We start from the raw sequence: 24,699 nt of genomic DNA, 5'->3' as shown, positions 1-24,699 counted from the left end.
CATCACCATTCGATGAGGGCGAGGCCTGCGGCCATGCCGCCGCCGAAGCCGGCGAGGAGGACGAGGTCGCCGGGGTGCAGGGCGTGGTTGCGGTGGGCGGTGTCGAGGGTGAGGGGGATGGAGGCGGCGCCGGTGTTGGCGTAGGTGTGCAGGGTCTGGTGCATGGTGGCGTGGGGGAGGGCGAGTTCGGTGAAGAGGGCGTCGAGCATGACGCCGTTGGCCTGGTGGGGGATGAAGTGGCGGATGTCGTCGGGGACGGTTCCGGCTTCGTGGAGGAATTCTTTGGTGAGGCGGGGGAGGTGGTCGGCGACGAATTGGCGGACGCCGCGTCCGTCCATGGTGAAGTAGTGCTGGTTGTTTTGGAGGGTGTGGGTGGTGGTGGGCTGGCGGCTGCCGCCGGCGGGGACCTGGATGAGGTCGTGGTGTTCGGCGAAGGTGTGCAGGGTGAGGTGGCGGATGCGGGGGCCGGTGGTGGCGGGGCCGAGGATGATGGCGCCGGCGCCGTCGCCGAASAGGACGGTGGTTTTGCGGTCGGTGGGGTTGAGGATGCGGGAGTAGAGGTCGGCGCCGATGATGAGGGCGTGGCCGCCTTTGCGGGCGAGGGTGCCTTCGGCGGCGTTGAGGGCGAAGATTTCGCCGGAGCAGACGGCGTTGATGTCGAATGCTGCGGCGTGGGTGGCGCCGAGGTTGTGCTGGACGTAGGCGGCGGTGGGGGGTTGGGGGCGGTCGGGGGTGGAGGTGGCGACGATGATGGTGCTGAGTTCGGCGGGGGTGATGCCGGCGGATTGCAGTGCGTTGCGGGCGGCGTGGGTGGCCAGGTCGGAGGTGGCCTGGTGGGCGGCGGCCCAGCGGCGTTCGCGGATGGCGGTTTTGGCGGTGATCCAGGCGTCGTCGACGCCGGCCGGTGCGCCGACCTCGTCGTTGGAGACGATCCGGTCGGGGCGGTCGGGGGTGGAGGTGGCGACGATGATGGTGCTGAGTTCGGCGGGGGTGATGCCGGCGGATTGCAGTGCGTTGCGGGCGGCGTGGGTGGCGAGGTCGGAGGTGGCTTGGTGGGCGGCGGCCCAGCGGCGTTCGCGGATGGCGGTTTTGGCGGTGATCCAGGCGTCGTCGACGCCGGCCGGTGCGCCGACCTCGTCGTTGGAGACGATCCGGTCSGGCACGTAGGCACCCGTACCGAGRATCCTGACGTCGGTCATGCGGCTGCCCTCCCCTCGTATGGGCCTTGTAGAAGAATGAATGGCTGCGCCGGCGTCCGCCGGCGGCGAAGGCCCGCAGACGCGACCGCCCCCGCCGGCCGTGCCGGGCGGGGGCGGCGAGCGCGGGCAGCGGGCGCGGACGGCGGTGTCCGGCAGGTGTGCCCCGGCTCGGCGGTTCAGGCCAGATAGCGCTGGATCGTCGGCTTGAGAAGGGTGATCAGCTCCTCCGTCGAGGCCGACGCGATCGGCTCCAGCTTCACGATGTAGCGCATCAGGACGACACCCCAGACCTGGGACGTCGCCGCGTTGACGTTGATCACCGGCACCTTGATGGTCTCCGCGGCCTGGTGGATGTCCATCCCCGAGATGCCGATGGACTTGCCGGCCTGCGCGAAGAGCTGGTCGGTGAGGAAGGAGCGCATCCGGTCGGCGCCCTCCTCGCTGTTGACCGCGGCCTGCAGGAGCCCGAGCAGCCGCGGCCGCACCTGCGGGTCCTCCCACAGCACGAAGGCCGCGCGCAGAAGCTGCTCGGCGAGCTCGTCACGCGGCCCGGCCAGTGCGTGCGCACCGGCCTCGCCCAGTGCGCCGCCCAGCGAGTCCAGGGCGTCCCGCTCTTCGGTTCCGACGGCTTCGGACATGTCCCCTCCTGATGTCGCACTGCCTTACCCGTGCTGAGCGATCCTCGGCACCTCCCACCGGACGGCGGGCACCCCGCAGCCGAGAACCCGGATCGACCGTAACGGCGGCCGATCGCATACGACTTGAACCCGCCGCCGGGCGATCCCGGCTCCCGGACGGCACGGCCCGCGCGGAAAAAGGGGGGCGCGCCGCGGCGGATCCGCCGGGCACCGCCCGGGTGACCCGGGATCCGGATGCCCCGCTCCGCCGGCGAGGAGGCGAGGAGGCGGGGAAGTTGGGCGCGGGGGGCGGCGGGGCGGGGGGAAGCCGCCGCTCCCCGCAGCTGGTGGGCCCCGCCGCGACCGCCCGGCGCAGGGCGCGGGCGCGGTCGCGGCGGCCGGTGGTGTTCCCACGTGGCGCCGGGCAGCTCACGCAGGGGCGGCCGCGGGCGGCGCGCCGCGCGCGCAGCGGGCGCGGCGCACGGGCGCTAGCGGCTCGGCAGCTGGTTCCTGAGCCGGTCGGCGAGCGCCAGGCGCTGCACCTTCAGCGTGGCGGTGCGCGGCAGTTCGGCCTCCGGGATCTGGACCGGGTCGGCCAGCTGCGGGAACCCGGTCACGGCCGCACGCCAGCGGTCCCGGTCCAGCGGCTCGTCGCCGTGGGTGCAGATCACCGGCACCGCCTCGGAGTTCGGGCCCTGCACGACGACCAGCTCGCTCAGCTCGTGCAGCTTGCCGAGGACGACGTCCTCGATCTCCAGGGAACTCCTCACCCCGGGGATCATGTCGACCTCCCGGTCGAGCATGTGCAGGCAGCCCAGCCGGGTGAAGTAGCCGACGTCGCCGGTTCCCCACCACTCGCCCTTGCGGTTGGCGTCGTAGCGCTCCTGCTCGCCGTGGTACGTCTTGGCGAGCCCGGGCCAGGAGACCTCGATACGGCCGGGGCTCTGCTCGGTGGGGCGCGTGCCGTCAACGCTGACGACCCGCACCTTCGCCGCGCCCCACGGCATCTGCCAGCCCACGCACCGCCCGTTCGCCCGGTGGGCGGAGTGACGCAAGTAGGCACGGCCGACGGCGGGGCCGACCTCGCTCTGGCCGTAGATCTGGAAGAACAGGGCGCCGCGCCGGTCGGACGCCTTGAGCAGCCTGCTCATGGTGCCCGGGTGGATCGCGTCGAAGGTGCTGCTGAAGACCTTCACCGAGCCGAACGGCGCCCGCGGGTCGTCGGCCAGCCCCTCCCACTCCATCAGCGAGTTGGGCAGCGCCTCGATCAGCGCCGGCCGGTGCTCGAGGAGGTGCTCGGCGACGACGGCGGGGGCCATCTCCCGCATCAGCAGGACCGGGTACTCCTTCAGCAGCGCCAGCGACATCGCCGCGACCATCCGCGAGTGCACGAACGGCACATGGATGGCGACGGTCTCCCGCTTGCGCAGCAGCGACAGCAGCCGCCACTGGGGCACGAGCCGGATGCCCTGGGTGCGGGGGGTGTGCACCACGAGCTTGGGGATGCCGGTGGTGCCGGAGGTGTGGGTGATGACGGCGGCCTCGTCGATCGGCCGGACCACCGGCTTCACCCGCTCGGCGCCCGCGAGCGCACCGAGCGAGATGCTGCCGGGCCGGTCGTCGGCGGAGGTGATGACCCGCTCGGTGAGGTCCGCCAGCGGTATGCCGGCGAGGACGTCGAGCTTGGTGCCGTCGGTGAGGAGCGTCGGCCGGCCGACCCGCTCCAGCAGCACGCCCACGGTCGTGGCGTCCAGGGCCGGCGAGAGGTTCACCACGATCCCGCCGATGCGGGAGACCGCGGCGGCGAGCATCCAGTGGTCGGCGTTGGCCGTCTTGTAGATCACGACGTGCTCGTCGGGCCGCACGCCCGCCGCCCACAGCCGGGCGGCGAGGTCGTCGACGTGCTCGGCGTACCGGGCGACCGTCAGCCGCCGGCCCGCCTCGGGCAGGACGTCCAGGTCGTGGTCCAGGACGATGGGTGTCGAGGGGTTCACGGCGGCGGCCATCTCCGGCAGGAGACCGATGTGCAGGCCGCGCTTCTGTATCGAGGAATAGACGGTGGAGCCCTTCATCGGGCTGTCTCCTTCGGGCGAGGGATGTCTGCTGTTCGCCGGCTGGGTGCGGGATGCCAGGGCGCGCCGGCCGCGGCGCCTGCCCGGACACGGGGCGGCACGCGGGTGCCGGCCGCGAAAGGGGCGGCGGCGGTCCCGGGAACCCCGGGACCGCCGCCGCGGAGGGTGACGTCGCCGTACGGCACACACCGCCGTGCGGCGACGTCACCGTGAGGGGATCTCAGGCGGCGGCGCGGCCGGCCTTGATCGCGCAGGCGATGTCCACCACGCGCCGGGCCTGGTAACCGGCGCTCTGCAGGACGTCCTCGCCGGGACCGCCGTTGGCGCCGCCGGCGCCCGAGACGTACGAGGTGCCGTACGGGTTGCCCGTCTTGAACTGGATCGGGTCGGTGTAGCCCGGCGGCACGATGATGCCGCCCCAGTGGTAGAAGGTGTTGCTCAGCGCCAGGATGGTGGACTCCTGGCCGCCGTGGGCGGTGCCGGTGGAGGTGAACGCCGAGACGACCTTGTCGGCCAGCGCACCCGTCTGCCACAGCGGGCCCGCGGTGTCGATGAACGCCTTGAGCTGGCTGGAGACGTTGCCGAAGCGGGTGGGGGTGCCGAACAGCACCGCGTCCGCCCAGCTCAGGTCGTCGAGCGTGGCCACCTCGACCCCGGCGCTGTCCTCGGCGTGGCGGGCCCAGGCCGGGTTGGAGGCGATCGCCTCCGGCGGGGCCAGTTCGCGGACCTTTCGCAGCCGCACCGTCGCGCCGGCCTTCTGCGCGCCGGCGGCCGCGGCCTGCGCCATGGTGTGCACATTCCCGGTGGCGCTGTAGTAGATGATCGAGACGTTCACGGTTGCCATGTGCGGGTTTCCCTCCGTGACTTCTGTGTCCGGCGGCCGGGGGAGAGCCGCTCGCGCGCCTCTCCCCACGAGCCTTCGCGCGCCGCCTACCGGGCGACGACCAGGGTGGCGGGCTCCGCGGTGTGGAAGGAGACGTCCTCGAAGCCGGCCTTGACGAGCCAGTCGCGGTAGTCGCTGCGCGTCCAGGTGCTGCCCTGCCGGGTCTTGAGCAGCATCTCCGAGGCGAAGATCAGCGGGAACGCCGGGCCGCTGCGGTCGTCGTCGACGACGTAGTCGTTGACGACGAGGGTGCCGCCGGGCTTGAGGGCCTGGCGCAGCCGGGTGAAGACCTCCACGTTGCTCTCCGGGCTCTCCTGGTGAGCGATGTGCGAGTACACCGCGACGTCGTAGGCGCCGGTACCGAAGTCGGTGGTGTGGAAGTCGCCGTCGATGGTGGTGAACCGGTCCCCGACGCCGCGCTCGGCCAGCAGCCTGAGCGCGATCTGGTTGATCGGCGCCCAGTCGAGCTGGGTCGCGCGGGCGGCCGGGTTGGCCTCGAGCCAGATGCCCGAGTAGATGCCCGAGCCGCCGCCCACGTCGAGGATCGAGATCTCCCCGGCGTCGGCCAGTGCGAGCACGTCGGCGGCGAGCGCCGCGGCCGGCACCGACTGGGCGGCGATCGCCGTGACGATGCCCTCCCAGTGCGGGTTGTTGGCGACCTCGACGACCGCGTCGTCCTTGACCGGGCCGCCGGCGCGGACCACCTCGGCCAGGTCGGTCAGGGAGCCCGTGTGGGTCAGCTTGAGCCTGGCGAAGGGCGCCAGCGAGACGGGGCTGTCCTCGACCAGGTAGGTCGCCGCCTCGGGGGTGTTGCGGTAGCGGCCCTGGTGCAGCTCGACCAGGCCCACGCTGACCAGCCCGTCGAGGAGGGCCTGGGCGCCCCGCTCGGCGATGCCGGCGCGCGATGCGAGCTCGGTGGCCGTGCCGGTGCCGTCGGCGAGGTGGGTGAAGACCGAGTGGGTGGCGGCTGCGGCCAGGACCCCGGTGGCCCAGTAGCCGTTGATCAGCCGCATGATGCCGACGGGTGACGGCCGGTTGTTCGTCATGCTGCCCCTCCGAGGACCGCTGTGGAGGACGAGTGGGTGCGAACCGCCCCGCGCAGGGCGGCCACGACCCGTTCGACCTGGTTCGGCTTGAGTTCCGCGTGCATGGGTATGGCGAGGTGACGTGCGAAGAGGTCCGCCGAGACGGGGCACTTCTGCTGCGCGTCGAACACCGGCTGTACGTGGGCCGCGAACGTGCCGTGCCCGCAGCCGATGCCCTGGCCGCGCAGCTCGGCGGCGACCGCGGCGCGGTCCACCCTGGCGTCCAGCGTCACCATGTACGTCTGCCAGGCGTGGGTGCGGTCCGCGGGGACGGCCGGCACCGTCAGCAGGTCCTCGTCGGCGAGGAGTTCGGCGTACTGCGCGGCGATGGCGCTGCGGCGCCGGAGCAGTTCGTCGATGCGGCCCAGCTGCACCTGGAGGATGGCCGCCGCGATGTCGGACAGCTTGAAGTTGTAGCCGATCTCGGTGAACGTCGGGATGGGCAGGCCGACGACGTTGCCCATGTCGAAGATGCTGCCGATGCCGAAGGAGGAGCGCAGCCGCGCGTCCTTTCCGACCGCGGGGTCACGGGCGAGCAGCGCGCCGCCCTCACCGCTGGAGGCGCCCTTGCGGCCGTGGAAGGACAGGCAGCCCACTTCGGCGAGCGCGCCCGCCTGGCGGCCCTGGTACGTCGCGCCGACCGCGCAGGCGGCGTCCTCGACGAGGAACAGGCCGTGCCGGTCGGCGATCGCCTGCAGTTCCGTGTAGTCGGCGGGCATGCCGACCGTGTCCACCGCGACGATGCCGACGGTGCGCGCGGTGACCAGGTCGGCGACCGCCTGCGGGTCGATCGTGTAGGTGTCGGGCCGTACGTCGGCGAAGACGGGGGTGGCGCCGACGTAGAGCGCGGCCTGGGCGGGCGCCGGGAACCCGTAGTCGGCGACGATCACCTCGTCGCCCTCCTTGACGCCGAGCGCGAGCATCGCCAGGTGCAGCGCGGCGCCGCAGTTGCTGACCGCGACGGCGTCGGCGACGCCGTACTTCTCGGCCAGCCGGGCCTCCAGCGCCTTGCCCCGGGGGCCCTGACCGGCAGGCCAGCCGGAGGCGAAAACCTCGGCGACGGCCGCCAGTTCCTGCTCACCGAGACTCGCGTGGACCAGGGATATCGGTTCCATCGAGGTCACCTCCCGCTCTGCTGCTGGTGTGGGCCCCGGCCGGGGATGCCGGCGGCCGGCGGTTCGTAGCGCAGCGGTGTCAGCTGCTGGACGTCGTAGCGCTTGCGCATCTCGGCCACGGCCTCGGGGTCCACGGCGGTGCCGCGCGACCAGATCTCGGCGATCTCCTCGAAGTAGTCCTCGTGGACCGGCGAGGGAAGGCACTCGAAGAGCATCTTCACCGGCCTGTCCGTGGCGTTGCGGAACGCGTGCGGAGTGCCGGGCGGCACGAACATGCAGCTGCCCTCACCCGCGCGGATGACACGGTCGCCGGTCGCCGACACCCAGTTGTGCCAGCTGTCGGTCGTGCGCTCGGTCGGCTCGAAGCACAGCAGGTCCAGCTCGCCGTCGAGGACATAGAAGAACTCCTGTGCGTCGTCGTGCACATGGGCCCCGACGTCGAAGCCGGGCGGCACGATCACCTCGAAGATCGATACGGAGGAGCCCATCTCCTCGGTGGCCTTGAACGTCACCTCCTGCGCCGGGGTGATCAGTTTTCGCCCAGCCCCCGCCGGGACGATGAGGTCAGTCATCGCTTCGCTTCTCTCGTCTCTTTCGTCCGGGCACGGGCGTCAGGCGGCGTTCTGGGAGACGTCGGCGCCCCAGGTGCCGAGCGCCATCTCGGCGGTGATGCCGGGGCCGAACCCGGCGATCAGACCGGTGGCGCCGGGAGCCAGGGTCTCCTCCTCGAACAGCCGGCGGGCGGCCTCGAGGACGACGGCGCTGGCGATGTTCCCGTACTCGCTCAGCGTCGACCAGCTGTGCCGGAACACGTCGCGGTCGACCTCGAGGAACTTGGCGAGGTCGTCGAGGATGCGCGGGCCGCCGGCGTGGACGATGTAGAAGTCGAGCTTGCCGGCGTCCCAGCTGTGGTCCTTGGCCAGCTCGCGCAGGACCGGGGCGAGCGGCTCCATCGTGCCGGGCACCCGGCGGTCCAGCTGGAAGTGGAAGCCGGTGTCCTTGACGGCGTAGGAGATCCAGTCCTCGGTGTTGGGGATGAGGTAGGAGGCGTTGCGCTCCAGCTCGATGCCGACGCCGCCGATGCCGCGGACGACGGCGGCGGCGACCGCGTCACCGAACAGGCCGTCGGACAGCAGCGAGCCGATGTCGTCGGCCTCGGGCTGGTAGCACAGCGAGCACAGTTCGCAGGAGACGATCAGGACGTTGCTGCCGGGGTGGGCGACGCAGAAGTCGTGGGCCCGGTTGATCGCCGCGCCGCCGGCCGCGCAGCCCAGCTGGGCGATGGGGATCTGCCGGGTGTCGTGGCGCAGGCCCATCTTGTTGATGAGCCAGGCCGTCAGCGACGGCATCATGAAGCCGGTGCACGACACGTAGATGATCGCGTCGATGTCACGGGCCCTCAGATCGGCGTTGACCAGGGCCTGTTCGATGACCGCGGGGGTGCGCTTCTTCGACTCGATCTCGTAGATGCGGTTGCGCTCTTCGAAGCCCGGGTGCCGGAGCGTCTGCTCGATGGGCTGGACGATGTGCCGCTTCTTCACGCCGGTGTTGCGGATCAGGCGAAGGGCCAGGGGGAGCTGCTCCTTGCCGGCGTGCGCCTTCTGCGCGAACTCCAGGGTCTCTTCCACCGTGATGATGTATTCCGGCGCGCTCATCGCCGGCTTGCACAGCCTGGGCATATTGGGAATCCACTTCTCTTGGAGTCTGGGACAGCAAGGGCAGGAGGATGTCGAGCCGAGGGCCAGGGGGCAGGTCGCGTTCGCCTGTCCGCCGGCGGGCCGACGCGGGATCGCGGATACGGCAACGGCCGGCCGCGGACCGCGCCGGGCCTCCCTCGCCGCGCGAGCGGACAGGGAGGTGACGTGGTCCGCGGCCGGCCGGGCCGCAGATCGCTACAAGGGTGCTCAAGACCGAGTCGTCGCCGCTGGCGGCGAGCGCTGCGTGGTGGTTCAGTGGTTCTGCGCCACACGGATGGGGCGACGTCCCTGGCCGGCCGTACCGGACAGGGCGGCACGGCGGGCAGTGCGGGACAGGAGGGGAAGGCGGACGCGGCGACGGGCAGGACACGGGGTCAGTGCCGTGGTTCCCGCTTGCGCACGTCGCGCGGTGAGGGGCTTCAGCTGCCGGGGAACCGCAGCCGGCCGTGGTGCTTCAGAGCACTCAACTCGCCGCCCCGTAAATACTTTTGGGCAGGCGAGTGGTGCGGCAATCGTGACACATGCAGATGACCCGCGCCAAGCGCTTCTCGGGGTGACCCACGTCACACTCCAGTCGGTCCGTGCCGCGTTCCCGAGCACTTCTCGTGCGGCTTCCCGGTGGCTTTGGTGCCGTCCTGGAGTCGCCCGTTCGGGTGCGATGCCCCCGCCGCGTCCCGCATGCGCCGTCCCGGCCCGTCACATTGGTGGGCTCCGGACTGTCAGACGTGTGAGGCACCGATGGGAGGGCGTGACCCGATGAACGAAAACGAATGGCTGGCCGCTCGATTCGAGACCGACCGGTCCCGGCTGCGGGCCGTGGCGTACCGGGTGCTGGGCTCGATGCCCGAAGCCGAGGACGCCGTCCAGGAGGCCTGGCTGCGCGTCACCCGCGCCGACGCGGCAGCGGTGGAGAACATGAGCGGCTGGCTCACCACCGTCGTGGCCCGCGTCTCGCTGAACATGCTTCAGTCCCGCAAGTCGCGCCGCGAGGACCTGGTGGACGCCCCCGATCCCGACCACGCGCAGCACCGCGAGACGGAGTCGGCCGACCCCGAGCAGGAGGCACTGCTCGCCGAGTCCGTCGGCGCCGCCATGTTCCTCGTCCTCGACACGCTCACGCCCGCCGAGCGGCTGGCGTTCGTGCTGCACGACATGTTCGCGGTGCCCTTCGAGGAGATCGCGCCGATCGTCGACCGCACTCCGGCCGCGGCCCGCCAGCTGGCCAGCCGTGCCCGCCGCCGCTTCCAGCGGCAGGGCATCGTGCCGGACACCGCCGCCACCGCTCACCGCAACGTGCCGGTGCCCGACGAGAGCGCCGACACCGAGACCTCCCAGGCCGGCAAGGCCGACTTCGTGCACGCCTTCCTCACCGCGTCCCGCGAGGGCGACTTCGAGGCACTGCTGTCCATCCTCGCCCCGGACATCGTGGTCCGCGCCGACCGGGCGGCGGTGCAGATGGGCATGGCCACGGGCATCGGCATGGCCACGGGCGCGGGCCTGACCGAGGAGATCCGCGGCACCGACGCCGTCACCCGCGCCTTCGCCAAACTCTCCTGGGCCCCGGTGCCCGCCCTCATCGACGGCTCCGCCGGACTGGCCTACGTCCGCGACGGCGTGCCGCACGCCGTGTTCCGCTTCGACATCACCGACGGCCTGATCACCGACATCGACATCCGCGCCGACCTGACCGGCCTGGACATCATCATCCTGAGCTGAACCCCGGACGGCGGCACGACGAGGGGCGGCCCGCACCGGGCCGCCCCTCGTCGTGCAGCGGTTGCGCCGGCGGCGCCGCAGCGGATCGGCTCCGCTGCGGCGCCGCCCCTCAGTCCTCCAGCGCGTCGAACGCCTTCAGCAGCTGCCGCTGGATGTCGGTGATGTGGTAGTACGCCCCGAGCTTGTAGTACTCCTCCGTGGACGACAGCGTGAGCCCGTACACGAGGGTGCGCTTCTCCCCGACGTAGGCGTACGGCGCCTTCGTCGCGTAGTTGCGGAACATCTCGATGTCACGCTCGTCCTCGGAGGGCACCAGCGTGGGGTCGGTGCTGATCGCGGCGAAGCACAGCCGGTCGATCTTCCCGGTGTCCCAGTTGAGGGTGGGATAGACCGCGAACGAGCGCTTGCAGAACTCCAGCCCCAGCTCGCCCGGCACCCGCAGGCCCAGCTCACGGGCCAGCGCCACGACGGACTCCGGCTGCAGATACTCCTGCTTCAGGTCACTGAAGTAGAGGTTGACCTGCCGCTTCTTGTAGTCCATCGACGTCATCTGGACCTTGTCCAGACCGTAGCGGGCGAACAGCTCGGCGTTCTCGGCCACGGACGCCGGCATGGAAGGGATGGCGGCCAGCTGGGCCACCCCGGGCATGTCGTCGGTGGGGAAGAACGCGTACGTCTTCTTGAAACCGCCGGTGACCTCCCCGTCGATGGCGAACATCGACACCGGCAGGTGCGCGACGGTGTCCGCGAGCAGTTCGTCCACGGGGGACCCCGTCGCCTGGAACAGCCCCTCCTTCACCACGGTGGCGTACGGGTCACCCTGGCTCACCGGCACCGAGATGCTGAAGTCCAGCTCCGTGGAACGACGGCCGCTCGCCATGGAGAAGACGACCACGCCGTCGGTGAGCGTGTCCTGGAAGACGGTCAGCAACGGGTAGATCTTCTCCCGCGCGCAGGACACGTCCAGCAGGCCGGCCGCTTCCTCCATGGCCGCGTACACCCGCTCGACATCAGCGGCTCCGGACATTGAAACCTCCATGCGTTGGTTCTGACGGACCGTCAAAGGTGACGGGTCAAAGGCCCCTTGCACGACGCGACGCCGTGCGCGGCCACCCCCGCCGCTCCCCTCGCCCCAGAGTCGGACACCCGCCTCGAATCAGGCTGGAGGAACGATCGGCGCTGACTCGTCGCACGGCCCACCACCGCACCGACTCGCGCACAATGACCAGGGCACGGACCGCCCCACGCCGACACGACGCGCAACGGGCCCGGACAGTGGGCGCCCTGAATCCCGATCACCGAACAGGCCGTTCCACCACGCTGCACCCCGAGTGCGGCCACCCGAACCAAGCCCCGGAAAGGGAGAGTTCCCGGATGGCACACGAGAAAGCCGATGCCGGTATTCCGCCCCACGGCCCCTTCACGCGCCCCGCACACCAGGACGCCTGGCGCATCGCACAGCTGGAACACGAGATCCGTGAGCTGCGCCGCACCAACGAGGCACTGTGGGCGTACATGGCCGGCGAACTCGCCAGAGCCCCCGGACTCCCGGCACCCGACGGGACGCTCCCGCAGCCGCCCACCGGACACGTCCCCCCGCACGCCACCACACCGAGGGCGGCGGCCGCGGCACCCGGGCGAGCGGAGGACGCCCGGATGACCACGCGGCCCTCGCCCCGCCCGCCGGCCCCACCGCGCCCCCTGGTCGAGTTCCGTGCCCTGGGCCCGATCGAGGCCGTCGTCGGCGACCGGCTCGTCGACCTGGGCGCACCCAAGCAGCGGGCCCTGCTGGCGCTGCTGGTCAGCAAGGTGGGCAAGCCGGTCGCCGTCGACCTGATCGTCGAGGAACTGTGGACCGGGCACCCGCCGCCCTCGGCGATCCCCTCCCTGCAGGCATACGTCGCCAACCTGCGCCGCGTACTGGAACCCGACCGCGAGCCCCGCACCGCGCCGACGGTGCTGCGCACCTACGGGCGCGGCTATCTGCTCGACAGCCGGGTCGTCGAGGTCGACGTGCAGCGGTTCAGCGAACGCGCCGTCGCCGGCTGGCAGGCCCTGGACGCCGACGACCCGCAGTTCGCCGTCCACGAGTTCGAGGTGGCACTGGCCCAGTGGCGCGGCCCGGCCTACGCCGAGGTGGCCGACACCGCCGGCGTCCGCCCGGACGTGGCCCGCCTGGAAGAGCTGCGGCTGTCGGTGGTCGAGGGCCGCTGCGCGGCCCTCCTCGCGGTCGGCGCCCACGAGATCGCGGTGGCCGAACTCGAGGCCTTCGTCCAGGACCACCCCTTGCGCGAGTACGGCTGCGAACTGCTGAGCCTGGCCCTGTACCGGGCCGGCCGGCAGGCCGACGCCCTGGCGCTGCTGCGCACCAACCAGCGGCGGCTGGCGGACGAGCTGGGCATCGACCCGCGACCGGCCCTGCAGGTGCTGGAGAAACTGATACTCAACCAGTCGCCGTCCCTGGACTGGCCGCCGCCCCAGGGGCCGGCCGAGACGTCACCCCGGCGCCCGCCGTCCGTGCCGAACCCCCGCGGCCAGCACCGGTCCGGCCGCCGCCCGCTGCCGCACCACGCGGCCCTGCCCGGCGCCGAGTTCCCGCGCTCACCCCTGCCGGCGGAACTGTAGAGCGCCGGCGGTTCCCGGGCCCTGGGCACGAGCGGCCCCCCGGCGCTGCCGCTACGGGCGGCTGGGCGTGATCCCGGCCAGGGGCGAGGAGTCCTCGTAGCGGACCTCGTAGACCCGCTCGGCGAACTTCCACCCGTCACCGGTGCGCTGGTAACGGTCGTGATAGATCGCGTAGTTGATGCCGCCGCGGCCGTCGAGGGCCCGCCCCACCTCCGACATGTACGCGCGACCGGTCGCCGTGTCCCCGTCGAGCCGGATCACCCCCGGATGGGTGTTCTGCACGAGGAAGTCCACGATTTCCGGCACTCGCCTGCCCCAGGCACGGATCGCCTCCGGGCCCTCGAGCTCGACAGGGATGTTCGGCATCCGCAGCGCGCCGTCGGGCGTGAACAACCCGGCCGCCCGGTCGTAGTCACGCATCATCACCGCATCGGTGAACTCACCGCGCAGCGCCTCGATCTCGACGCGATCCACGATGTCCTGGAAGTCACTCATCGCTGTGCTCCTGCCTGCTGAATGGTGTGTTCCGCTCACCGGATACGACAGCCCCGCCCAGCCGAACGTGACACGCTCCCGCCCGGGTTCACCCGTCCGGAGGACACCACGCGCACCCGTACGGCACCAGGCGCCAAGCCGACGCCAAGCCGACGCCAACCGGGCCCATAGTGCGGGCCAATCACCACAGCCGATGCTGGAGACCGCAGCATCGGCCGAGGCGCGACGCCACGGCGGCGAGGGCCGCCGTACCCGGGCCGGGCACACAAGCCGTGTCCGGGGGCGGCCCATCGGCCGAACCGAATCCCCCGGCCCGCCCGTCGGCGACCAGGGTCGTCCCCGACCGCCCGACGCCCCGCCCGCGGGCCCTCACTCATGAAAGGCCGAAAATGGAGGAGACCGAGGTTCCGGTCCTGATCGTGGGTGGGGGAGGCTGCGGCCTGTCCGCCTCCGTCTTCCTGTCGGACCACGGTGTGGAACACCTGCTCGTCGAACGGCACGCGGACACGTCGATCCTTCCGAAAGCGCACTACATCAACCAGCGCACCATGGAGATCTTCCGGCAGCACGGTCTCTACGACACAGTCGTCGAACGCGCCTCCTCCACCGACCGGTTCGGCCGGGTCCGCTGGCAGACCACGCTCACCGGCGACGGCCCCCTGGACCGGCGGGTGATCCACGAGATGGACGCCTTCGGCGGCGGCGCGCTGACCGACGTCTACGCCGCCGACGGCCCCGTACTGCCCTACAAGCTGCCGCAGCTCAGGCTGGAGCCGATCCTGCGCCGTACCGCCGAGCAGCGCAATCCCGGCCGGGTGCTGTTCTCCCACGAACTGGTCTCCTTCGCCGACCAGGGCGACCGGGTCGTCGCCGAGATCCGCGACCTGAACAGCGGCGAGGTCACCCGGGTCGTCGCACGCTACGTCATCGCCGCCGACGGCGGCCGCACCCTCGGCCCCCGACTCGGCGTGCAGATGCAGGGCACGGTGAAGATGGCCGACGTCTCCACCGCCTACTTCTCCGCAGACCTGTCGCAGTGGTGGCACGAGGGCACCCTGATGACCTGGTTCATCAACCCCGAGCGCGCCGACCGCAACTTCACCCTGCTGGAGATGGGCCCCCACTGGGGCCGGCAGTGTGAGGAATGGGGCCTGACCTCCTTCCTCCTGGGCGACGCCGACCGCGCCGACCCCGAGGCGGTCGCCGCCCGCATCCGCGAGGTGCTGGGCCTGCCCGACCTCGAACTGACCGTGCACAAGGTGTCGCAGTGGACGGTGGAGGGCGTGCTCGCCGACCGCTACCGGTCCGGCCGCGTCCTCATCGTCGGCGACGCCGCCCACCGCCAGCCGCCCACCACCGGACTCGGCCTCAACGGCGGCATCCAGGACGTCCACAACCTCGCCTGGAAGCTCGCCGCCGTCCTCTCCGGCCACGCCGACGACGGACTCCTCGACACCTACGAGAGCGAGCGGCGACCGGTCGGCAAGCGCAACGTCGACTGGGGCCTGGCCGCCTGGTTCCACCACCGCGTCATGACGGAAGCCGCCCTCGGCCTCGGCCCGCACGTCCCGCCCGAGCGCCGCTCCTCCGCGTTCGCCGACTACTTCGAGCAGTCCGAGGCCGGAGAGGTCAGGCGGGCCAGGGCGGCGGAGCTCTTCGCCACCCACCGCGCCGAGTGCCAGGCCCACGACCTGGAGATCGGTTACGTCTACGAGGAAGGCGCCCTCGTCCCCGACGGCACCCAGGCGCCGGCCGGCTCGCCCATGGGCACCGAGTACCACCCCACCACCCGCCCCGGGCACCGGCTGCCGCACGCCTGGCTGGAGCGCGACGGCCGACGGCTGTCCACCCACGACCTGGTCGGCGCCACCGGCGGCTTCGCCCTCCTCACCGGCCCCACCGGCGCGGGCTGGGCCGAGGCGGCCGAGCAGGTCGCCGAGAAGTTCTCGATCCCCCTCACCGTCGCCCGCATCGGAGCCGGCGCCGAGTACACCGGCGACAGCTGGGCCGACGTACGGGAGATCACCGAAGACGGCGCCGTCCTGGTACGCCCCGACAACCACGTGGCGTGGCGCTCCATGGACGCGGCCGACCATCCGGCGGCCGTGCTGACACAGGTGTTGTCCCAGCTCATGGACCACGGGACACCCGAAAGGCCCTAGCCCCGAAGGCCCCGCCGGGAAATCGGTGACGGCAGCCCGTCACATTCCTCCGCCGGGACCTGTCAAAGGGACGAGGCCTTGAGTCCGACCCAAAAAACAACGAGGAGAACAGACTATGTCCACAACCAGTGCCGTGCCTGCGGCAAGGGACTCACGGCGGTGGATGGTTCTCGCCGTCATCTGTGTCGCCTACCTCATGCTCACCCTCGACATGACGGTGATGAACCTGGCTCTGCCGTCGGCGCAGGAGGCCCTCGACTTCTCGGACGCGGACAAGCAGTGGATCGTCACGTCGTACGCCCTGTGCTACGGCACGCTGCTGCTGATCGGCGGAAAGCTCTCTGACCTCATCGGCCGCAGGGAGACCTTCCTCGTCGGCCTGGTCGGGTTCGCCGCGGCCTCCGCGGTCGGCGGCGCGGCCACCAGCTTCGGGATGCTGGTGACCGCCCGCGCGGCCCAGGGTGTCTTCGCCGCACTGCTCGCGCCCACCACGCTGTCGATGCTGGCCACCACGTTCACCGACCCCAAGGAGCGCGGCAAGGCCTTCGGCGCCTTCAGCGCGGTCGCGGCCAGCGGCGGCGGTCTCGGTCTGCTGATCGGCGGCGCGCTCACCTCCGGCCTGAACTGGCGCTGGTGCATGTACGTCAACCTGGTGTTCGCCGCGTTCTGCCTGATCGTCGGCGGCCGCCTGGTCCCGCGCCAGCCCCGCGCCAAGGCCAGCCTGGACATCCCCGGCGTCATCCTGGTCTCCGCCGGCCTCTTCGGCCTGGTGTACGGCTTCTCCAACGCGGCCACGCACTCCTGGGACACCCCCTCGACCTGGGGCTTCCTCGCCGCCGGTGCCGTGCTGCTGATCGTGTTCGCCGCCTGGCAGACCCGCGCCCAGCAGCCGCTGCTGCCCCCGCGCGTCGTCACCGACCGCAACCGCGGTGGTGCCTACCTGACCTCGCTCCTCGTCGGGATCGGCATGTTCGGTGTGCTGCTCTTCCTGATCTACTACCTGCAGACCGAGCTCGGCTACTCCGCGATCAAGTCCGGTCTCGCCCTGCTCCCGATGATGATCGTCACCGGTGTGGCCAGCAACGTCGGCAACATCAAGGTGATGCCGAAGTCCGGCCCGCGTCCGCTGATCACCATCGGCATGCTGGTCAACGCCGGCGCGATGCTCTGGCTGACGCAGATCGGCGCCGACTCCAACTACGCCACCGCGATCCTCGGCCCGCTCATGCTCATCGGCCTCGGCATGGGCATGATCTACGCCGCCGCTCTGAACACCGGCACCTCCGGTGTGGCCCCGCAGGACGCGGGCGTCGCCTCGGCGACCATCAGCGCCGGCTCCCAGCTCGGCGGCGCCATCGGCACCGCCCTGCTCAACACGATCGCCGCCAGCGCGGCCAGCGACTACGTCTCCAGCCACGCGCAGGGCAAGCCGAGCGCCGAGGTGTTCCAGCTCGCCGCGATCGAGGGCTACCAGCAGGTGTTCTGGTGGTGCGCCGCCATCTTCACCGCCGGCGCCGTCCTCGGCGGACTGATCCTGCGCAGCGGCCCGCTTCCGGCACCCGCCTGGGCCGCCAAGCCGAAGGTGGAGGAGCCGGAGGCCGGCGAGCCGGAGAAGGCACTGTCCTGACACCCACCGCCTGAGCGACACGAAAGAGGGCCGGGTCACCCCGGCCCTCCTTTCGTTTCCCGGCGGCTGGTGTCAGCCGCGGCGCGCGTCAGCTACGGCGCGCGTCAGCTACGGCGCAGCGAAGGCTTGCGCACCCGGAAGTTCGCCATCATGCCCATCGACGCGTGATCGAACATGTGGCAGTGGTACACGTAGGTGCCCTCGTAGCCCGTGAAGGTCGCCTGAAGCTTGACCGTCTCCCCGGGCAGGAGCGGCACGGTGTCCTTCAGCCCGCTCTCCGGTCCGGAGGTGACGGGCTTGCCGTTGCGCTCCAGTACGCGGAACTGCACGAGATGCAGGTGGAAGTTGTGCGGGGTGTAGATGTTGGCGTTGCGCACGGTCCAGATCTCCGTGGCCCCGTACTTGATCTCGGTGTCGATCCGGTCCATGTCGTACGACTTGCCGTTGATGAACGCGTCCATGGTCGCGCCGGTCTCGTCCATGCTCAGCACGAAGTCGCGGCTGACCGTGGCGCTGCCCGCGGCGGGCAGCGTGCGCAGCGTCGAGGGCACGCTGCTGGTGTCCCGGGCGGCCCCGGTGACCCGGAACTGCAGCACCCTGCCGACCTGGTCGACGGGGTCCCCGGGCAGCAGCCCGCCGGTGTTGGTGAGGATCAGCCTGGTGCCGGCGGCGTACCGGGAGAAGTCGACGACGATGTCGGCGCGCTCACCGGGGGAGAGGGACACCGACGTCACGTCGAGCGGCTTCTCCAGCAGCCCGCCGTCGGAACCGATCTGCTGGAACGCCGAGCCGTCGGACAACTGCAGCGTGAAGAAACGCAGGTTGGCCGTGTTGAACAGCCGGAAGCGGTACTTGCGGGCGGCGACCTCGAAGTACGGCCACGCCTTGCCGTTGGCCAGCAGCACCTGGCGCTTCATGAAGTCACCCATGGTGTACACGAGCTGGCCGCTGTCGTCGAAGCGCGCGTCCCGCAGCGCGATCGGCACGTCGTACGCCCCGGAGGGAAGGTTCAGGTTCCGCTCCACGTCGTCGGTGAGCAGATAGAGGCCGGTCAGCCCGCGGTAGACGGTCTCCGACTCCTGGTGGTGGGTGTGGTCGTGGAACCACAGGTTCGCGTGCGGCTGGCTGTTGGGGTACGTGTAGACCTTCGACCCGCCGCCCGGTGTGATGACGTCCATGGGGGAGCCGTCACTGCTCTGGGGCACGTGGCCGCCGTGCAGATGGATCGAGGTGGGCACGCTCAGCCGGTTGGTCTGCCTGACCACGACGCGTCGCCCGGAGACCGCCTTGATGACGGGGCCGGGGAAGCTTCCGTTGAACGTACGGACCCGGGTCAGCCGCCCCGGCAGGATCTCCGCGTCCGCCTCCTGCAGGGTCATGTCGTAGTAACTGGTCAGGCCCAGGTCGCACACCGGCTGCACGACCCCGGGCACCGGCATCGCCTGCTGGAACTGCGGAACGGTGCTCGGGTCCAGGTCGGTGGCCTGTGCGGGACCGGCCACGGCGGGTATCAGCAGGCCCGCACCGCCGAGGGCGCCGGTCACAGCTGCCCCCGCCTTCAGGACGGTTCTGCGCTGGATCATGTCCCCTCCCCGTGGGGTGTTGCGTGTGATGAAAGAGCAAAGACCTGGCAGAGGATGCATCGCTGCACTGTCGGGGCTCTGGAGCCCTGCTGGAGCAGCGGAGGCGGCAGCCGCGTCACCGGCGTGCCGCGTCACCGGCGTGCCACGCTGCCGCGGGCCCGCGGGCCGCATCGGGAACCGGCGCGTGCGGCGGGGCGGGCGTGCCGCCTCGAGGCCCGCCGCCGTCAGCAGCGCTCCGCATTCCGCGCGGGGGACGGCCCCTTGCCGCGCAGGACCGTCGTCACCGTCCCTGCCGCCGGCGGCTGATGCCCGCCCACCGGGACCGCGGTCCTGCGGCCCACCGGGCCGGCCGGAGCGGCGCACGGCGCGGGCGCAGCGTCGCGGGCGCAGCGTCGCGGGCCGGGCCGGAAGTGGTCCGGCCCGGCCCGCGAACGAGATGATCTGGACAGGTCAGCCGATCTTGACGATCTGTCCGTCGCCGGTGGCTCCGATGTCCGTGGAGGTGGTGCAGGCCGGCGCGTCCGTGCAGGCCGGCCACATCATGGTCTTGTTCGCCACGTAGATGGAGCCGTCGGGGCCCGCCGCGAAGCCGGTGGGCGCGAACAGCTTCCCGTCCGCCAGGACGGTACGGGAGTTGTTGCGGTGGTTGATCTGGATGACGTTGCCGATGGGGTCGCCGGTCGGCAGGAATCCGGTGGTGTCGAACTGGGTCACATAGAAGTCACCGTTGGCACCGAAGCCGCAGCCGCTGATGGCGCTGAAGCCGCTCTGCCAGACCTTCAGCTTGCCGGTCTTGGGCGAGTACCGGTACACGTTGGCCGCGGTGGCCGAGTTGCCGTGCCCGGTGATCTCGCCGATGTACACCCCGCCGTCGGGGCCCACGTCGACGCAGGTCGGCACGGCGTCCGAGCCGGCCGGCGTCTTGGGGACGAAGGCGAGCACCTTGACTCGGCCGTGCCGGTCGACCGAACTCAGCGTGTTCGCCCCGGCGTCCACCAGGTAGAACCCGCCACCCGGCTTCGTCGTCAGCGCGTAGGGGTTGGAGGCGGGATAGGTGTTGGACAGGTCCGGGTGGGCCGCGGTCCACTGCCAGTTGACCGTGCCGGGGTTCGCGATCACCTTGCGCCGGCCGCCGGTGATGTCCATCACCGACCCGTACTGCTTGCTCAGCACCGCGGACAGGTCCGCGGGCAGAGTGGACGGGACCTGCTCCGGCGACCCGGCCTGAAGCGTGTACACGTGGCCGTTGGGCCCGACGGCCAGGCCGTTGGGGCCGATCGTCTCTTCCTGGTTGAACGCCGTCGGCAGGCCTTCGGCGATCCGCACCGGCGCGCCGGAAGAGACGTCCGCGACCGACCCGGTGAGGCCGTAGCACCTGGTGGCGAAGCCGGTGCCTCGGCACTCCGTGGGGGTGGCCCCCATCTCGGCGACCAGGAGGTGACCGTCAGATCCCCAGGTCAGGCTCCGCGGTGAGTTCAGCCCGCTGGCCACCACGGTGACCGGCGCGTCGCTGGTGAGATGGCTGGTCGGACGGGGCGACTGCGTGACGGCCTCGGCCGCCTGCCCGGATGGTCCGGCTCCCACGCCCACGAGCGCTGCCGCTGCCGCCACACCGGCGGCCAGTGTCCTGCTCGTTTTGAGACGCCACATCTTGGCCTCATTCCCTCCGGTTCGAGTGAAACCACGACTTGATGACTGGTGTTCACACAGGACGCACCGGGACCGACTCGCACTGCTGCGGTATGACCGCCCCCCTGCATCTTGTTCTGGCGCCTCAGCATCGATCACATGACTTGTTTGTGACTGTCGGCCGGGTTGGCGCCGACTTGGCGGCGCGGGCCGGCGGCGAACCGGGCGGCAGGCCGGGCGGCAGGCCGGGCGCTGGAGGAGCCGGTAGGAGGGCCGGCGTCCAACTGCCGATGGCCCCCGTACGGTTCCCTCCTCCGAAGCCCGCCCCGCCCTTGAGCGTGCCCGTATCGCTGCGATGTGGCCGGATCTGTTCCGCGGCTTGGCTTCGGCTCGTGACGGCGTCCAGCAGGCGGGGCGCAGACGGACTTTCTGGGTACGGTCGTCGGCGGTCACATTTGTGCGCCACGGCCTGTCATGAGGGTGAGGCCGCGGATCGGCGCGACCGGCGCGGCACGTAACCAACAGACACGGCGGACGGGGCCGGATGCGAGAAATCCGGTCCGCCGACACGGGACAGATCAGGAGAGACCCATGGGCGACAGGCTCGACATGTCGTTGATGTACGCGATGCACAACGCGCTGCGGCGCGAGCTGGACATCATGGCGACGATCACGGCGCGCGTCGACGACGACCCGCGGCGGGTCCTCACCGGCGCCGTCGGCTGGGACATCTTCAAAAAGGCCCTGCACATCCACCACACCGCCGAGGACGAGGCGCTGTGGCCGGTGCTGCGCCAGGCGGCGGCCGGCCGCGCCGACGACCTGGCCCTGCTGGACGCGATGGATGCCGAACACGCCGCCATCGACCCGCTCGTCGAGACCATCGACGCCGCGCTGGCCGACCCGGAGGGCGGGCCAGAGCGCCTCGCGATCGCCGTTGACAGCCTGGCCGTCAACCTGACCGGACACCTCAAGCACGAGGAGGACCAGGCACTGCCGCTGATCCAGGATCTCCTGACGCTGGAGCAGTGGCAGCACTACGGCCGGATCCACGGCGCCAAGACCGGACCGGACGGCCCCCTTCTGACCCCCTGGGTCCTCGATGGCGCCGACGAGGACACCGTCAACAGCATGCTCGCCGTACTGCCCGAACCCGTGCGCGCCGCCTACCGCAACCAATGGCAGCCCGCCTACGCGGCTCTCGACCGGTGGAACAGCAAGGGCTGATCCTGTCCTTCGGCCCCCGGCCGGCGCCGAAGTGGCCCTCCCCGGTGAGCAGTTCGCAGGTCCGTCCTCGTCGGCAGCCGTCTCGGGTGCCGAGTTGCAGGGACGCAAGCCGGCGCCTGCGACGTCGGTGCCGGGGCGGTTGCCGGGTCCGGTCTCGAGGAACACCCGCGGCAGGGCGATGGCGGTGTGCGCGTATTCGGCCGTTGCCCGAAGCGCGCGCCGCCCGTCGCCGTCCCCGGCGGGCCGGGCCCACGATGCAGCCGACGCCGACGCCGACGCCGATCGTCGACTCCGCCACCAGGTCGGACAGTACATCCCACGATCGCGTCCCACCGGGAACCCATCCGTGCCACGCGCCGGCTCCGGCTGCCTCCGGCCGGCGCAGCTCGACAGTCAGCGGGCGATGGAGATCGCGAAGGGGGCGAATCCGGTGGAACGGATGACGTGAGGTACGAACAGGATCGCGGCCTCTGTGGCGCGGGCGGTCCGGATCCCGCCGAGGTCGGTGATCCATTCCTTTTGCCAGCCGAGGTCGGTGAGCAGTTCGCGGACGCTCTGCTTGGCCTGCGCGTCCTCGCCGGAGAGGAACACGGTCGGTGTCTGGGCGAGCGTGTCCGGCGAGGTCATCACCGGGAAGAGCATGGTGTTGAGTGTCTTGACGACGCGCGTTTCGGGGAGCGCCTTCTGGAGCTGTTCGGCCAGGCTCGAGCCGGGGTGGATCAGGTCGGCGGGCAGTCCGTCCGGTCCGTCGGTGGTGGCGTTGGAGACGTCGACGAGGATCTTGTCCCGGAGTTCTTCGCGCAGAGCGGCGAGCCGGTCCAGCGAGCCGGCGCCCGGGGTGGCGTTGATGACGATCCGGGCAGTCCGGGCGGCGTCGGCGGCGGCGCCCGGCGTGCGGTCCGCCACTGTCACTTCGTGTCCTGCCCGGGCGAGGGCTGCGGCCAGGTTGCCGCCGACGCGGCCGTTTCCGAGAACTGCGATCTTGGTCATGATGATCTGGTCCTTCCGTGGGCGTGCGGGTTGCAGTGCGCGGTCAGCGTGAGAGCGTGGAGACGGCCTCGGCGTGGACGCCCGGCGCGGCGGCCACAAAGCTCTGGCTCTGAGGGGTCCAGGGGCGGCCCTCGGCGTCGGAGATCCGTCCGCCGGCCTCGGTGACGAGCAGCGCTCCGGGAAGCAGGTCCGCGCGGGCGCCGGCGAACTGCCAGAAGGCGTCGATCCGGCCGGCGGCGACGTTCAGCAGGTGCAGGGTCGCGGGCACGGCGACGCGGACGACGAGGGCGTCGAAGAGCATCGCGGTGATCGAGGAGCCGACCCGCCGCACGACGTTTTCGTCCTCGTCCGGCCGGGCCTGGCTGGTGGCCACGATGCTCAGGCCGAGGTCGGCGGTCCGGGAGACGTGCAGCGGCCGGCCGTCGAGGTGGGCGCCCGCGCCGGTGAGCGCGGTGTAGGTCTCGCCGGTCAACGGCAGGTGCACCGCGGTGAGCACCGGCTGGTTCTCCCGCACGAGAGTGGCGGTCACCGCCCACTCCGGCAGGGCGTGCAGGTGGTTGACGTTGCCCTCGGCCGGATCCACGACCCACCACTCGCCGGCCGGCAGCGCCCCGCCGTCCAGTTCGTCCTCCACCCAGCCGGCCTGCGGGCGCAGGCTCGTGAGACGGGGACGCAGGATGTCGAGAGCCGCGTCGTCGTTGACGGCCAGCGCGCGCATCAGCTCTTCGCGGCTCTGGTAGCGGACCACCTCGCCGAAGCGCTCGCGCAGCGCCGAACCCGCCTCACGCACGGCGATCGCGGTCTGGGCGAGCAGGTCGGCGTCGGAGGCGGCGACGTCGGTGGTCCGGAGCGTTTCGGACATGGCGGTATTCCCGTCTGAGGAGGGGTGCTGAGGCCGGTCGAGGGCCGAACTGCGCGTTACTTCCTGCGCTTTCGCCTCAACGGTAGGCAGCCCGGCGATTAACTTCAAATGCATGTCAGGCACGGCTAGGATTACTCACATGCAATTGGATTTGAACCTGCTCGCCGCGCTCGACGCGCTGCTGGAGGAGGGCAGTGTGGCCGGGGCGGCGGCGCGCCTGCATGTCACCGCCCCCGCGATGAGCCGGAGTCTGGGCCGGATCCGGCGCACGACGGGGGATCAGATCCTCGTGCGCACCGGCCGCACGATGACCCCGACGCCGTATGCGATCGCCGTCCGGGAACAGGTGCACGAGCTGCTGCATCAGGTCCAGGGGGTGCTGGCGCCGAGCCGTGAACTCGATCTGGCGACGCTCGAGCGCACGTTCACACTCCGCTGGCACGATTCCCTCGTCGCCTTGAGCGGCCCCGCGCTGCTCGCGGCCGTGCGCGGACAGGCGCCGGGTGTGCGGCTGCGCTTCGTCGCGGAATCGAGCATCGACACCCCCGAGTTGCGGCGCGGCGAGGTCGACCTGGAGGCGAACTCCAACCGCCCGAGCGCACCGGACATCCGTGCCGAGAGCGTGGGCGAGACCCGCCTCGTCGTCGTCGCGAGGCAGGGGCACCCCCTCACCCGCGTCAGGACCCTCACCGCACAGCAGTACGCCGACGCCGAACACGTCACCGTCTCGCGGCGTGGAAACCTCACCAACGCCATCGACGACGCCCTCGCCCGGCTCGGCCTCACCCGCCGTGTGGTGGCGACCGCGCCCACGGAAGGGGCCGCTCTGGAGTTCGCGCGCGGCTCCGACATCCTCATCAGCGTCCCCGAAGCCACAACGCGGCCAGCGGTCGCCGACCTCGGCCTGGTCGTGCTCCCCCTCCCGCTCGAACTGCCGTCGGCACCGGTCTACCTGTCGTGGCATCAGCGCTACGACACCGATCACGCCCACGCCTGGCTACGCGGACTGGCGCGAACCGCGCTGGCCCTGTGAGGAGAGTCGTCGTCGGCGCCGTGGCTGCGTCACCGAGAAGTGGAGGACGTTTCGATCCGGAGCGCACCCGACAGTGGAGGTG

Annotated in this window: 20 protein-coding genes; 6 read left to right on the top strand and 14 right to left on the bottom strand. The window is 71.3% G+C overall.

The features are described 5' to 3' along the window. Positions 1-2 precede the first annotated feature (2 nt). The 8 genes from ASD48_RS18125 to ASD48_RS18090 form a co-directional block, all read right to left on the bottom strand. Positions 3-1,199 (bottom strand): ketoacyl-ACP synthase III, encoded by a 1,197-nt coding sequence (locus ASD48_RS18125; RefSeq protein WP_079073837.1) that lies wholly within the window; start codon positions 1,197-1,199, stop codon positions 3-5. A 176-nt stretch (positions 1,200-1,375) separates the two neighbouring features. Further along, entirely contained in the window at positions 1,376-1,837 is a 462-nt protein-coding gene (locus tag ASD48_RS18120) for a hypothetical protein (protein WP_057602689.1), read from the bottom strand. Between the two features lie 467 nt (positions 1,838-2,304). After that, entirely contained in the window at positions 2,305-3,888 is a 1,584-nt protein-coding gene (locus tag ASD48_RS18115) for a class I adenylate-forming enzyme family protein (protein ID WP_057602688.1), read from the bottom strand. A 220-nt stretch (positions 3,889-4,108) separates the two neighbouring features. Continuing rightward, a complete protein-coding gene (gene wrbA, locus ASD48_RS18110; RefSeq protein WP_057602687.1) occupies positions 4,109-4,732 on the bottom strand; it encodes an NAD(P)H:quinone oxidoreductase in 624 nt (207 codons plus the stop codon). A gap of 86 nt (positions 4,733-4,818) precedes the next feature. Beyond that, positions 4,819-5,817 (bottom strand): class I SAM-dependent methyltransferase, encoded by a 999-nt coding sequence (locus ASD48_RS18105; protein ID WP_057602686.1) that lies wholly within the window; start codon positions 5,815-5,817, stop codon positions 4,819-4,821. Further along, on the bottom strand, positions 5,814-6,971 hold the full coding sequence (locus tag ASD48_RS18100; protein WP_057602685.1) for a DegT/DnrJ/EryC1/StrS family aminotransferase: 1,158 nt from the start codon (positions 6,969-6,971) through the stop codon (positions 5,814-5,816). Before ASD48_RS18100 ends, ASD48_RS18105 begins: the two co-directional genes overlap by 4 nt. 5 nt (positions 6,972-6,976) lie before the next feature. Continuing rightward, positions 6,977-7,543 carry a cupin domain-containing protein gene (locus ASD48_RS18095; protein WP_057602684.1) on the bottom strand — a complete coding sequence of 189 codons (567 nt, stop codon included), beginning with the start codon at positions 7,541-7,543 and terminating at the stop codon, positions 6,977-6,979. 39 nt (positions 7,544-7,582) lie between these two features. Next, the gene (locus tag ASD48_RS18090) at positions 7,583-8,650 is read right to left on the bottom strand and encodes a type III polyketide synthase (protein ID WP_199875853.1); all 1,068 of its coding nucleotides are present in this window, start codon (positions 8,648-8,650) and stop codon (positions 7,583-7,585) included. Between the two features lie 774 nt (positions 8,651-9,424). Here ASD48_RS18090 and ASD48_RS18085 point away from each other — a divergent pair. Then, entirely contained in the window at positions 9,425-10,384 is a 960-nt protein-coding gene (locus ASD48_RS18085) for a sigma-70 family RNA polymerase sigma factor (protein ID WP_057602683.1), read from the top strand. A 109-nt stretch (positions 10,385-10,493) separates the two neighbouring features. On the opposite strand, the gene ASD48_RS18080 is transcribed toward ASD48_RS18085, so the two are convergent. Further along, complete coding sequence (locus ASD48_RS18080) at positions 10,494-11,411, bottom strand: aromatic prenyltransferase (RefSeq protein WP_057602682.1); 918 nt, start codon at positions 11,409-11,411, stop codon at positions 10,494-10,496. Positions 11,412-11,758: 347 nt separating this feature from the next. On the opposite strand from ASD48_RS18080, the gene ASD48_RS18075 reads away from it, so the two are divergent. After that, a complete protein-coding gene (locus ASD48_RS18075) occupies positions 11,759-13,009 on the top strand; it encodes an AfsR/SARP family transcriptional regulator (RefSeq protein ID WP_079073835.1) in 1,251 nt (416 codons plus the stop codon). Between the two features lie 51 nt (positions 13,010-13,060). Here the strand turns inward: ASD48_RS18075 and ASD48_RS18070 are convergent, their stop codons facing one another. Then, complete coding sequence (locus ASD48_RS18070) at positions 13,061-13,504, bottom strand: nuclear transport factor 2 family protein (protein WP_057602681.1); 444 nt, start codon at positions 13,502-13,504, stop codon at positions 13,061-13,063. A 389-nt stretch (positions 13,505-13,893) separates the two neighbouring features. Between ASD48_RS18070 and ASD48_RS18065 the strand changes: the two genes are divergently transcribed. After that, positions 13,894-15,666 (top strand): FAD-dependent monooxygenase, encoded by a 1,773-nt coding sequence (locus ASD48_RS18065; protein WP_057602680.1) that lies wholly within the window; start codon positions 13,894-13,896, stop codon positions 15,664-15,666. Positions 15,667-15,781: 115 nt separating this feature from the next. Continuing rightward, positions 15,782-17,293 (top strand): MFS transporter, encoded by a 1,512-nt coding sequence (locus ASD48_RS18060; RefSeq protein ID WP_079073834.1) that lies wholly within the window; start codon positions 15,782-15,784, stop codon positions 17,291-17,293. A 104-nt stretch (positions 17,294-17,397) separates the two neighbouring features. Here ASD48_RS18060 and ASD48_RS18055 read toward each other — a convergent pair whose 3' ends face one another. Together ASD48_RS18055 and ASD48_RS18050 are read right to left on the bottom strand one after the other, a co-directional pair. Then, the gene (locus ASD48_RS18055; RefSeq protein ID WP_057602679.1) at positions 17,398-18,876 is read right to left on the bottom strand and encodes a multicopper oxidase domain-containing protein; all 1,479 of its coding nucleotides are present in this window, start codon (positions 18,874-18,876) and stop codon (positions 17,398-17,400) included. Positions 18,877-19,326: 450 nt separating this feature from the next. Then, entirely contained in the window at positions 19,327-20,526 is a 1,200-nt protein-coding gene (locus ASD48_RS18050; RefSeq protein ID WP_107104347.1) for a ScyD/ScyE family protein, read from the bottom strand. A 570-nt stretch (positions 20,527-21,096) separates the two neighbouring features. On the opposite strand from ASD48_RS18050, the gene ASD48_RS18045 reads away from it, so the two are divergent. Further along, positions 21,097-21,732 (top strand): hemerythrin domain-containing protein, encoded by a 636-nt coding sequence (locus ASD48_RS18045; RefSeq protein WP_057602677.1) that lies wholly within the window; start codon positions 21,097-21,099, stop codon positions 21,730-21,732. Positions 21,733-22,125: 393 nt separating this feature from the next. Here ASD48_RS18045 and ASD48_RS18040 read toward each other — a convergent pair whose 3' ends face one another. Both ASD48_RS18040 and ASD48_RS18035 read right to left on the bottom strand, forming a co-directional pair. Continuing rightward, positions 22,126-22,722 carry an NAD(P)-binding domain-containing protein gene (locus ASD48_RS18040; protein ID WP_057602676.1) on the bottom strand — a complete coding sequence of 199 codons (597 nt, stop codon included), beginning with the start codon at positions 22,720-22,722 and terminating at the stop codon, positions 22,126-22,128. Between the two features lie 43 nt (positions 22,723-22,765). Continuing rightward, positions 22,766-23,584: a 3'(2'),5'-bisphosphate nucleotidase CysQ gene (locus tag ASD48_RS18035; protein ID WP_057602675.1), complete on the bottom strand. Its 819-nt coding sequence runs from the start codon at positions 23,582-23,584 to the stop codon at positions 22,766-22,768. Between the two features lie 139 nt (positions 23,585-23,723). Between ASD48_RS18035 and ASD48_RS18030 the strand changes: the two genes are divergently transcribed. Beyond that, complete coding sequence (locus tag ASD48_RS18030; protein WP_057602674.1) at positions 23,724-24,617, top strand: LysR family transcriptional regulator; 894 nt, start codon at positions 23,724-23,726, stop codon at positions 24,615-24,617. The last annotated feature ends 82 nt before the right edge of the window (positions 24,618-24,699 follow it).

This window comes from Streptomyces sp. Root1310, from assembly GCF_001426425.1.
In the GTDB taxonomy this organism is placed as follows: Bacteria; Actinomycetota; Actinomycetes; order Streptomycetales; family Streptomycetaceae; genus Streptomyces.
The sequence above is the reverse complement of the archived record's forward strand: the minus strand, read 5'-3'. Positions and strand labels throughout refer to the sequence as shown.

Coding starts and splice junctions, on each gene's coding strand:
- ASD48_RS18085 (WP_057602683.1), top strand. CDS start 9,425: ATGAACGAAAACGAATGGCTGGCCGCTCGATTCGAGACCGACCGGTCC.
- ASD48_RS18040 (WP_057602676.1), bottom strand. CDS start 22,722: ATGACCAAGATCGCAGTTCTCGGAAACGGCCGCGTCGGCGGCAACCTG.
- ASD48_RS18090 (WP_199875853.1), bottom strand. CDS start 8,650: ATGCCCAGGCTGTGCAAGCCGGCGATGAGCGCGCCGGAATACATCATC.
- ASD48_RS18060 (WP_079073834.1), top strand. CDS start 15,782: ATGTCCACAACCAGTGCCGTGCCTGCGGCAAGGGACTCACGGCGGTGG.
- ASD48_RS18095 (WP_057602684.1), bottom strand. CDS start 7,543: ATGACTGACCTCATCGTCCCGGCGGGGGCTGGGCGAAAACTGATCACC.
- ASD48_RS18080 (WP_057602682.1), bottom strand. CDS start 11,411: ATGTCCGGAGCCGCTGATGTCGAGCGGGTGTACGCGGCCATGGAGGAA.
- ASD48_RS18055 (WP_057602679.1), bottom strand. CDS start 18,876: ATGATCCAGCGCAGAACCGTCCTGAAGGCGGGGGCAGCTGTGACCGGC.
- ASD48_RS18120 (WP_057602689.1), bottom strand. CDS start 1,837: ATGTCCGAAGCCGTCGGAACCGAAGAGCGGGACGCCCTGGACTCGCTG.
- ASD48_RS18050 (WP_107104347.1), bottom strand. CDS start 20,526: ATGTGGCGTCTCAAAACGAGCAGGACACTGGCCGCCGGTGTGGCGGCA.
- ASD48_RS18075 (WP_079073835.1), top strand. CDS start 11,759: ATGGCACACGAGAAAGCCGATGCCGGTATTCCGCCCCACGGCCCCTTC.
- ASD48_RS18035 (WP_057602675.1), bottom strand. CDS start 23,584: ATGTCCGAAACGCTCCGGACCACCGACGTCGCCGCCTCCGACGCCGAC.
- ASD48_RS18105 (WP_057602686.1), bottom strand. CDS start 5,817: ATGACGAACAACCGGCCGTCACCCGTCGGCATCATGCGGCTGATCAAC.
- ASD48_RS18070 (WP_057602681.1), bottom strand. CDS start 13,504: ATGAGTGACTTCCAGGACATCGTGGATCGCGTCGAGATCGAGGCGCTG.
- ASD48_RS18045 (WP_057602677.1), top strand. CDS start 21,097: ATGGGCGACAGGCTCGACATGTCGTTGATGTACGCGATGCACAACGCG.
- wrbA (WP_057602687.1), bottom strand. CDS start 4,732: ATGGCAACCGTGAACGTCTCGATCATCTACTACAGCGCCACCGGGAAT.
- ASD48_RS18115 (WP_057602688.1), bottom strand. CDS start 3,888: ATGAAGGGCTCCACCGTCTATTCCTCGATACAGAAGCGCGGCCTGCAC.
- ASD48_RS18100 (WP_057602685.1), bottom strand. CDS start 6,971: ATGGAACCGATATCCCTGGTCCACGCGAGTCTCGGTGAGCAGGAACTG.
- ASD48_RS18030 (WP_057602674.1), top strand. CDS start 23,724: ATGCAATTGGATTTGAACCTGCTCGCCGCGCTCGACGCGCTGCTGGAG.
- ASD48_RS18065 (WP_057602680.1), top strand. CDS start 13,894: ATGGAGGAGACCGAGGTTCCGGTCCTGATCGTGGGTGGGGGAGGCTGC.